The 10,046-nt window shown below is 41.0% G+C and carries 3 protein-coding genes; all 3 read right to left on the bottom strand.

The features are described 5' to 3' along the window. Positions 1-124: 124 nt before the first annotated feature. Positions 125-754 (bottom strand): CPBP family intramembrane glutamic endopeptidase, encoded by a 630-nt coding sequence (locus AC3E7H_RS02275; protein ID WP_490676028.1) that lies wholly within the window; start codon positions 752-754, stop codon positions 125-127. 123 nt (positions 755-877) lie between these two features. Next, positions 878-1,042, bottom strand: a complete 165-nt coding sequence (locus tag AC3E7H_RS02270; protein WP_007554479.1) for a hypothetical protein — start codon at positions 1,040-1,042, stop codon at positions 878-880. Between the two features lie 606 nt (positions 1,043-1,648). Then, the gene (locus AC3E7H_RS02265) at positions 1,649-10,003 is read right to left on the bottom strand and encodes an SIALI-17 repeat-containing surface protein (protein WP_490676027.1); all 8,355 of its coding nucleotides are present in this window, start codon (positions 10,001-10,003) and stop codon (positions 1,649-1,651) included. Positions 10,004-10,046: the final 43 nt, after the last annotated feature.

The raw sequence follows: 10,046 nt of genomic DNA, 5'->3' as shown, positions 1-10,046 counted from the left end.
TCATTTTTTGAATATATTTTATACTAAATGAAAATCAAAGAGCAAACTAGGAAGCTAGCCACAGGCTGTACTTGAGTACGGCAAGGCGACGCTGACGTGGTTTGAATTTGATTTTCGAAGAGTATTAGCTAAAAACTAAAAATAGATAGTTTAAAATAGATACCAGTACTAGAACTCCGTTATTTAGCAAATGAACAGCTATGGAATCAAGGATATTCCCTCTACGAGCATAGGCTAAGTAAAATATCACTCCCAGTAAAAAATAAGTTACAAACTCTATCGGATAAAACATATGCAGATAGCCAAAAATCGCAGAACTTATTAGCAATTTCAACCACTTTTGATCATCTTTAAAAAAATAGTGGCTGAAGAATCCTCTAAATACTAATTCTTCCATGATTGGAGCAAATATACCAATTGCAAAATGAAAGGCGATGAAAAACAGAGGAAAAACTCGAGTGATCTGCTCACTTGTAGCCAGCAAGGCAGCATCGTTAGCAGATGTTGGATTTCCAGTAACCACTTGGATCAGGAGAGTACCTACAATCGCTACTAGTCGAGTAGCCACATAAAATAAAAGGGCTATTCCAAAATCCTTCCAGGTAAATTTGAGAGTCTTCTGCTGGTCTGGAATTTTCTTTTTATATTGTCGCCAAACAGCAACTAGCAAGAAAGTAGCAAGTACCAAATACCCAATACTAGTCGTCCACTTTAAGGATAGAGAACTAGAGTCTTCGAGAGCCAGCATTCTCATGGGAAATGTATTTACATTTATAATCAGTAAAATCATTCCTACAAATTTTAAACTATTTTTCAACTTTTGCAAACCACTACCTCTTCTTTCCTGAACTCCAGCATCTCCACTTACTAACGATGCTCATCTGTGTTTTCTTTCCTCTTTATAGATTTCTACTCCCTTGATCAGGGATAGTAAGACAAGGATAACCCCAATATCTAAATTGATCAAACTACCTCCATTAGCGAATAAATACAAACCCAAACAGGCTTGCGCTAAGGGATAGGCATATTTATTAAATTTCATAGATACTCCCCAAAGCTTTCTACAAATAAAGGAATGAATAGAATAACTTCTTAGTCTTGCTCACATAAGAGCATCAAATTTCAGATTTTCTTTTTTCTACTAACTATCTCTAAATCCAATTCAATAATACTCTTCTGATTAACTTGTAAGATCAGCTCTATTCTTTTAGGGTTGAACCAGACCACCGATCTACTAAATCATGTTTAGGAACAATCATAGTTTAGCATTTATTTCTAGGAATAGATTGCTCTTTCTTAAATTGTCATCAAAACATCCTAAATGGTAGTAATTGGTTTGCGGCTTAAGGACTTCAATGACCATCAGCTTCCTCACTTGAAGAAAAAGCGAACAAGACCAGATTCTGTTTATCAGAAAACTAGTTTTGTCCGCTTTTTATATTCGAGATTAGTCTCTTGATCCAATCTCTATGACTTATACTCTTCGAAAATCAAATTCAAACCGCGTCAACGTCGCCTTGCCGTATATTTTTGTTACTGACTTCGTCAGTTCTATCCACAACCTCAAAACAGTGTTTTGAGCAACCTGCGGCTAGTTTCCTAGTTTGCTCTTTGATTTTCATTGAGTATTAGATGCTTTTACATCATCTTATTCGTCGTCTTTTTTCTTTCCCATAGCAAACATACCAAGAAGTGCACCTACAACACCAACGGCTGCAAGGCCAGCATTTTCTTTAGTACCTGTCTCTGGGAGCTTGTATGGATGACTTGCAGGTGCTTGGTAGGTCTTATCTTGTGACATAGCAAGAGCTACAAGAGACTGCTCATCTGTGTATGCTGGAGTTTCACGTGTAGTTGGGGCTGAACCATTCACACTTCCAGTAAATTCTGGAACTTCGTGAGTAGTTCCTTCTGATCCATTTACGTGACCAGTGAACTCTGGGACTTCATGGACAGCTGCTTCGACACCATTCACCCCACCAGTATATTCTGGGACTTCGTGGACAGCTGCTTCAGTGCCATTTACACCACCTGTGAATTCTGGGACTTCTACTACTGGTGCTGGAAGCTTGTCTGCTTCTGCCGTAGCTTCAGTATACTCTGGAACTTCATGGATAGCCGCTTCGACACCATTCACGCCGCCTGTGAATTCTGGGACTTCTACTACTGGTGCTGCTTCTTCACCTGCTGTGCCAATAGCTTCAGTATATTCTGGAACTTCATGAACAGCTGCTTCAACACCATTTACGCCACCAGTAAATTCTGGGACTTCTACTACTGGTGCTGCTTCATCACCCTTGCTTGTAGTTAAAGCTGGTTTCTCTGGTTCTTCTGGAAGCTCTTGGTGGAAGGTCGTCATTTCGTAAAACTCAGGTTTGCCACCTTCCCAAACAACTTTGACATCTAACAATGGCGCTTTTTCTCTCACTGCAAATGTTTGGAAGCTTGAGGTAATTTCACCTAGTTCTGACCAAGCATCTGCTTTATCTTCTTTCAGAGTACGAGCAAGCACACGAGCTTTCACTCCTTGAGGAATACTTGAAACAAGTCGGATATGGTTTGCGTCTGTTGGTTCTGACAAGTGGTAGACAAGCTCACCTTGTTCTTTCTCAGCCTTGTAGCTTGTCAATACTTTGCCATCTACAAGGTTAGTGTAAAGGTTGCCTTGGCTTTCACCGCTGTTTCCTTCTACAGTTGGGTCATTGATTGGTTTCACGAATTCGCCATCATTGATCACCAACTCAGTGAATCCTACAAAACGAGCATCATAGTCTGCTGTAAATAGAACACGGAGATAGTTAGCTTTAACTGGGCTTGAAAGTTCACCCTCGATATAGCGATTTCCTGGCATCTTAGAATCATGTGTCCAGCCATCTGTCAAGGAGTCATCACGTGTTTCATTAGCAACACCGTCACCAACTGTCACAACATCCGTCCAAGTCTTGCCATCTTGACTGACTTGAATCTTACCATCACGGAGATAGTTTTGAGTGCCGTCTTGGATGTAAGCTCTAATCTTCTTAATATCACGTTCGCTACCAAGTTTCAAGGTAATATGACCGTCTTTACGAGCATAGTCTGAGAACTCTACAAAGTTATTGTAGACACCGTCAAACAACTGATCCAAGTTCTTGATCTTACGAACGTCGTTTCTACCGTATGTTTGGTGGATTCCCATTGATGTAGAATCAAGTGTGGTTGGCTGAACTTCTTTTGTCTGAACAAGTAGAGAAGTTGCTGTCACTGCTTGTTCTTGGTCAGTCTTATTAACCAAACGAACATAACGTACCAAGGACTTATCAGTCACTTGATCAGCTGGATACCATTCTTGGGCATTTGGAGAGTATTCCAAGTTGAGAGATGGATTTTCTGTACCAAGTGCTTGAATGCTTTCAGCTTGGTGTAGACGATCAAGTTTCATACCCAAGTAGCTATGAGCTGGAAGCTTAGTTCCGCTTGGAATTTGAAGGTCATAACGGCCTAGGCTGTCATAAACTGGAGTTGACTTCAAGCTCTCAACGTTTGTATCAGTCAATTCGCTATTGCCTGCACGTGTTTCAACTGAGAAGTCAGCGATACGCCACCATAGGTTGATGTTCTTAGTATTGCGAACACGAACGTAGCGAGCTGAAATTGGAGTTTCGATTTCTTTTGTTTGTTCGCCAGTCAAGCGATCCAACTCTTGCCATGAGCTACCATCTGCAGAATATTCAAGAACACCTTCTGCCAATTTATCTCCTGATCCTTGAACCAAACGAACCTTAGTCACAGGTTTGACTTCACCCAAGTCAAGTTGTACCCAACCATTGACTGGAGTTGTGTCTGTTCTATCAGCATTTGCAAGCATGGCTTCAGTATTATCACGTCCGTCTGTAATCTGACCAACTGTTGTGTTGTACTTGTACATAAGATTTGGACTGATAGTCACAGTGGCTGACTGTTTAGCACGAGTAACTTCTACAGGGCGGTTAACAGCAATTTCTCGTACAGCAAACCAAGTATTTCCACGATCTGAAGTCGCAATCATACGAACAGCTTTGGCGTTGATGTTGAGGTTTTCAAATTTAAGCAGTGGTTCATTACCAGTGTAGCTTGGTTCTGAAAGGGTTACCCACTCATCATTTTCATTGAGATACTCAACTTTAGCGTTGTTGAAGGTATCACGAGGATTTGCTTGAGTTCCCATTGCAAAGGTCAAGTTTTGAACTGAAACAGCCTTATTAAATTTCAAGCCAATGTAGTCACCAGTTTGAATGCTATTTGGTGACTTGATAAGGGCATGTGTTCCTAAATCTCCGTCAGTCACTTCAGCAAGTCCACCTTCGACACCTGTACGGTTTGTGATAAAGGTACTAATGACTTGGTCAGGATGCAAGGCTTTTTGAACTTCTGTTGCGAGGATTTCACGAAGTCCAAGCAAGAATGGACGGATATGTTGAACACCCAACTCAGCTCTTTCATCATGGTCTACATAATGGAAGGTATAAGTTTGAGACTGTTCATAAAGTTTTAATCCCTTATAGTAACTATCCCAAAGTTTTGCAGAATCGTTCTTTTCGATAGCTTCTGTACCATCAAGGAGAGCACTCAATGCGTCCATTTGGTCAATGGTATTATCCAACCAGTAGTGGATTTGAGCACGCATCTTTTCATCACCAGATGCTTTATAAAGTTGAGCTGCTGCTTTTAGTTTAGCAAATTCTGCACGCAAGCCTTCACGCTCTGCACCGACATCTTGACCAGCTTTCAACTTAGACATAAAGGCATCCAATTTCGGTGCAAGTTCAACAGACTCTTCCAACTTCACAACACGACCATCCATGTTTTGGTTGATCATGTGTTTACCAAGTTCACGGAAGGCAAGAGATGTTTCACTATCTGTAAACTTACCGTTTTCAACAAAGTTGAAGGCGATGTCATTCACTCTCTTAGCTTCTTCTTCTGATTTCCATTGTTTCCATGCATATTGGGCTGCTGAGAAGAGGGCAATCTTAGAAGGCTCAGATTGTTGCATTGGGTTCAACATGATACCTGAAAGGAGACTTGGATCTACATTTGGATGAAGGAATTTCTCACCGCCACCCAAAATCAAGTGTTGTTTAGAGTTATCTGTAACAGGCCAGTTTACCCATAGAGAAACTGGTCGGTAGGTCTTACCTCCTGCAGTCAGGTTATTCTTAAGGTTAGAGAGGAAGCTTTCAGACACTTCACCCCAAATCTTACCACCAGTAAGGGTCATAGAAGTTGAAGTTGGAAGGTTTTCATTTAGAGATTTCAACTCATCTTCACGTCCATTACCCCAATATTGACCTGGAACGAAGATCATTTCCTTACGAAGACCAACATAAGTTGCTTGTTTTTCAGTCAACCAGTCTGTCATGTCCTTCATCAAGCGGTTGTAGCTATTGTAGCCACCAACTGGACTTGGAGCGTCATCAGCTAGGATACCGAACTCACGAACACCGACATCCATCAATTGAGTGAATTTAGCTTTAATTGTTTCAAGGTCTTTTTGGTAGTCAGCATCGTTGCCAAAACGGATACGGTTGTTCATGAATGGGTGAATGGTCCAAACATAACGAGTCTTGTTTTGGTTTCCGACACGCGCCAATTCACGGATTTCTGCTAATTTTTCTTCTGGATAAAGTTCACGCCATTTCTTGTTGTGGTATGGATCATCTTTTGGTGCAAAGAAGTATTGAGTCAACTTCAAGTCACCACCATAACGCATCAACTCAGCACGATCAGCATTGCTCCAAGGGTTACCATAGTATCCTTCGATAAAGCCACGGTTCTTAATTTCAGCGAAGTCTTCAACTGTTACATTACGCAAGACTGGAGCTTCACTTTCATTAAGCATGTGTTTGAGAGTTGTCAAACCGTAGAAGACAGCATCTGTATCCTTACCGACGATAGAGATTGTATTGTTCTTGATTGACAAGGCATAGGCATCAATCTTATCAAAGAGTCCTTGAGAAATGCCAGACACTTCTTTTTCAGCCTGTGAATTTTGACCATGAACCCCAAGGTAAATGTTGGTAGCACCTGCCACTGCTGTTTGACTGCTTGTGTATGAGATTTGATGATCTTGTAGGACACTCTTCAAGCGATTACGAGTATAGATATCTAATTGATCACCCATGACAAGATTGACTTGTTTATGGAGTTTCGTAACACCTTCATCGTAAGTTACTTTTTGTGGTGTTGGGAAGACCTTGTACTCTTTCTTGAGATAATCCTGACTTTGGGCTGCTGCGGCAACTGCTTCGTCACTTGTAGGTTTCGTAGCTACAAAGCTATCAGCAAGTTCAGTTGTACCATCGCCCATTTCCTCAACTTTAGGTTTTTCTGGTGTCACAGGTTTTTCTGGAGTTTCAGGTTTTTCTGGTGTCACAGGTTTCTCTGGACTAACTGGCTCTTCCACCTTGTTAGTAGAAACTGGTTTCAGAAGTTGAATTTCTGCAGCACTACCAAATCCTGCAGCACCAGCTAGAACTTTAAATTCTACCTTATCGGTTTCAATGGCATCAAAGTTAACTGTTTTCTCTTTGGCATTGTTTTCCCAATTTCCTGAAGCAACTTTAACCATTTGACCATCTTTTTGAGCATAGATTTCATAAGATGTCACAACACCGTTGCCTCCACCTGGACGTGGAAGATAAGTCAAACCATTAACTGTTTCAGCTGCTTTCAAGTTCATTGCCACTGTAAATGGAGCCTGATGACCAGACCATTTTGAATGCCAGAAGGTATTTGGATCATTGTCAAAGGCTTTTTCGACTGGACCTTCTGCATTGGTTCCTGGTAATTCTTGACTTGTTGCAGAAACTGTAAAATGATCATTTGGAATCAAACGTGGGTTTACAAATGCTTCATTTGACAACTCAGCACTATGCAAGATTCCTTTGAAGCCACCAATTGTTTCAAGTGGTAAGACTAAGCTATTATGAGCCAAACGTGGATTAGCTGGATTTGCAATCCGTTCAACCTTTTCACCGTCCACATAAACTTCAGTCACTTGAGGTTTGGTTACGACAGAAATTTGATAACGTTTGTTCTTTTCAAGTTTCTTGTTAAATTGAATATGGAATTGTTCAAAAGTATAGGCAAGGTAGCCATCTTTGTCCGCAAGATAGAGTTGATTGTTTCCGCTTGTTGAGAAGGTTTGCTCGCCATCACCAGTCACTGTCACATCCAATTTCAAGACATGACTTGGTCCAGCATCACCAACTAGGCCTTCGATAGTGCTATCTTTTTCGAAATTCAAACCTGCTTCAGTCTTCTGTACTTTCTTAGCAAGATAATCTTTGACAGTCTCAGGATTAATCTTGAACAAGTCTTCTTCAGCTACGGTCTTATCTGGATTAGATTGAGGTGCATAAACACTTGCTGGTTGAACACGTTCTGCATAGGTCTTGGCTGCACGGTCTGAACCCCAAGTGCGTTCTGCAGTTGATTGCATACTCTTGAAGAAGCGTTTAAAGATATCATAAGAAGTGAGTCCAGTTTCATGGAGGTCAATATTATCATTCCATACTGCATGACCACCACCAAGGATATTTGGATTAGAGGCTTCTAAGCGTGGTCCTCCACCTGTTGAGAAGTCATTTGGTGTCCAGCGATTGTATTGTGTTTCATAGTTTGCATAATCTCCATATCCACCTTGACTATTGCTACCACTTGGAACACTATAGGTTGGAATATCTGTGATATTGATAATCTTAGCACCTTGAGCAATTGCAGCCGCTGGACGTTGCCAACCAATACTCCAGATATCAACTTCTACATCTTTCCAATCTACAGGTGTAGTTCCTTGTTTGGCACTGAGGGAACCCCAAATACGCGGTGTCAAACCTTTGCCTTTGATGTACTGGATCATATCGTTGACATAGCGACGATAGCTTTCTGGATTTCCATAATATTCATCTGTACCGATATGAACTGTAGATACGCCATGGAGAGGTGCGTCTTCACCATCGAGCAATTTATCATAGACTGATTTGACAAAAGCAAGAGTTTCTTCGTACTTGTTATCCAAATCTAGCATAGCCACACGCTCTACATTATGTTTTCTCGCACTAAGCTGACCTTTATACATCAAGTCTGGACGAACTTTAACAAATGAAAGGGCGTGACCTGGTGTGTCAATTTCAGGAACAAGATTGATATGTAAAGCTTTGGCCAACTTGATGATTTCTTGCATTTCTTCCTTAGTGTAATGCTCGTCAGATGTTAATTTTTCACCATTTTTACCAACAACATCAGTCTCTACACGGAAGCCTGTCTTAGCTTTTTTGAGGACATAGTCTAGTTCTTCATCTTGAGAAAGATTTTTACCAGCCAAGTGATCTTTTAAGAAGATATAGTTATCATTCAAGTGCAACTGAAGATCGTTCATCTTGTAGTAAGCCATGTTGAGCATGATGTCTACAAGCGTATCATAAGGAATAAACTTACGACCTGTGTCTAGCATAAAGCCACGGTGGCTAAAGCTTGGGAAGTCACGGATTTCTCCGTTTTGCAAATCATTTTCGCCCATTTGTAGAAGAGTACGAGTTGCGTAAAAGGCTCCTGCGTTGGTTGCAGCTTCTACAGTAATAACACCATCTTTTACAGTGATACCATAGCCTTCTTTACCATAACCCTTATCTTCAACCTTTTTAAATTCAATCCGTTTTTGAGCTGTTTGATCACCTGTAGCGATTTCTAGCCCACGACTTTCAAGGTCAGTCTGATAGAATTTAGCTTCTTGACCAAATCCAGAATCGCCAACTGAAATCACAGTATCAGCTGTAATAGAAGTTTTTCCTTCAGTTCCATACCATTGTTGAACTGCTGGAGCAACTGCTGGTTTAGTGCCAACGCCTTCGTCTGCATGTAAGCCTTTAATAAGGACTTCAAATTCTTTTGTGAAGGTATGAGTATCCTTGACTTGTTGGACCATGACCTTAACAGTTTGATCTGTTAAGGGTTTATAGATTTTGTTATTTAGGTCAACAACACCCTGTTTGTTGCTACCAATCAAGCTGACTTGACCTGGTAATTTAGGCAAGATAAGAGATTTTCCATCTTCAGCAACAGCTAATTCTGTCACTTGGCGAATATCTGTTGGTTTGCTAGCGTCTGGAATGTTTGAGTAGGCACGAATTTCTTGAATCCCAACATTTTTCCAATTCATTGTACCAGCTTGATAGTCTGTAATTTCAAGTTTAAGGTATTTGGCTTGGATAGCTTCTTTCAAGTCAATTTTTTCATCAAGAAGAGGATTCCCTGTTCTTTGATAAGCCAACTTCCATTCTTTAACTCCTGAACCATTCACATCATCCTGGCCGGCGTAATAGAGGTTCCATGACTTGATATTAGGATCATTTTGTTCACCACGAACGCGGCGGTCCCAATCAATCTCAACATGCTTAATCACTGTTGTCTTTTCAAGAGTAAATTCGATTGTTGGTTTCTCAACGTTTTGGTCAGTAGCCCAACGAGTATCAGGTTTTCCGTCAATCGCCTTTTCTGCTGTGTATTGTGTGTTGGCTTCATGGTTTGATGCTGTAGCAGAAGCTTTTTCTAAATGATTGACATCTGGTGTATCTACTACATCTTTAGTCGCAGGACTTGCAGCTGGTTTCGCTTCAGAAGCTGCTTCCTCTTTTGGATTTGTAGCTGGTTTTGAAGCTACTTCTTCCTTAGGAGCAGGAGTTTCAGTTGGTTTTGGAGTAGTTGTTTCAGCTGCAGTTGCCCCAGTTTCTGACCCTGCAGGTTGTTCATCTACAGTTCCAGCACTTGCTTCTGCTTTTTCAATAGCTGCTGCTATATCTGCTGGCAGTTTATCCAGAGGCTGAGCCTGTGTTACCGTACCTTCTGTCTCTGCAGGTCCTTCTGTTTCAGCAGCTTGAACCATACCAGTTCCAAAGATACTGGCACCAATCATAACAGAAGCTGCGCCGATTGTAAATTTACGTATACTGTAATGACACCGTTTCTCAAAAAAATGTTTTCCCATTTTTTCCTATTTCCTTTCATACGCTCACAAGGAGTAAGCGCTA

It is taken from the genome of Streptococcus sp. SCPM-O-B-15304 (M98), assembly GCF_058200215.1.
The sequence above is the reverse complement of the archived record's forward strand: the minus strand, read 5'-3'. Positions and strand labels throughout refer to the sequence as shown.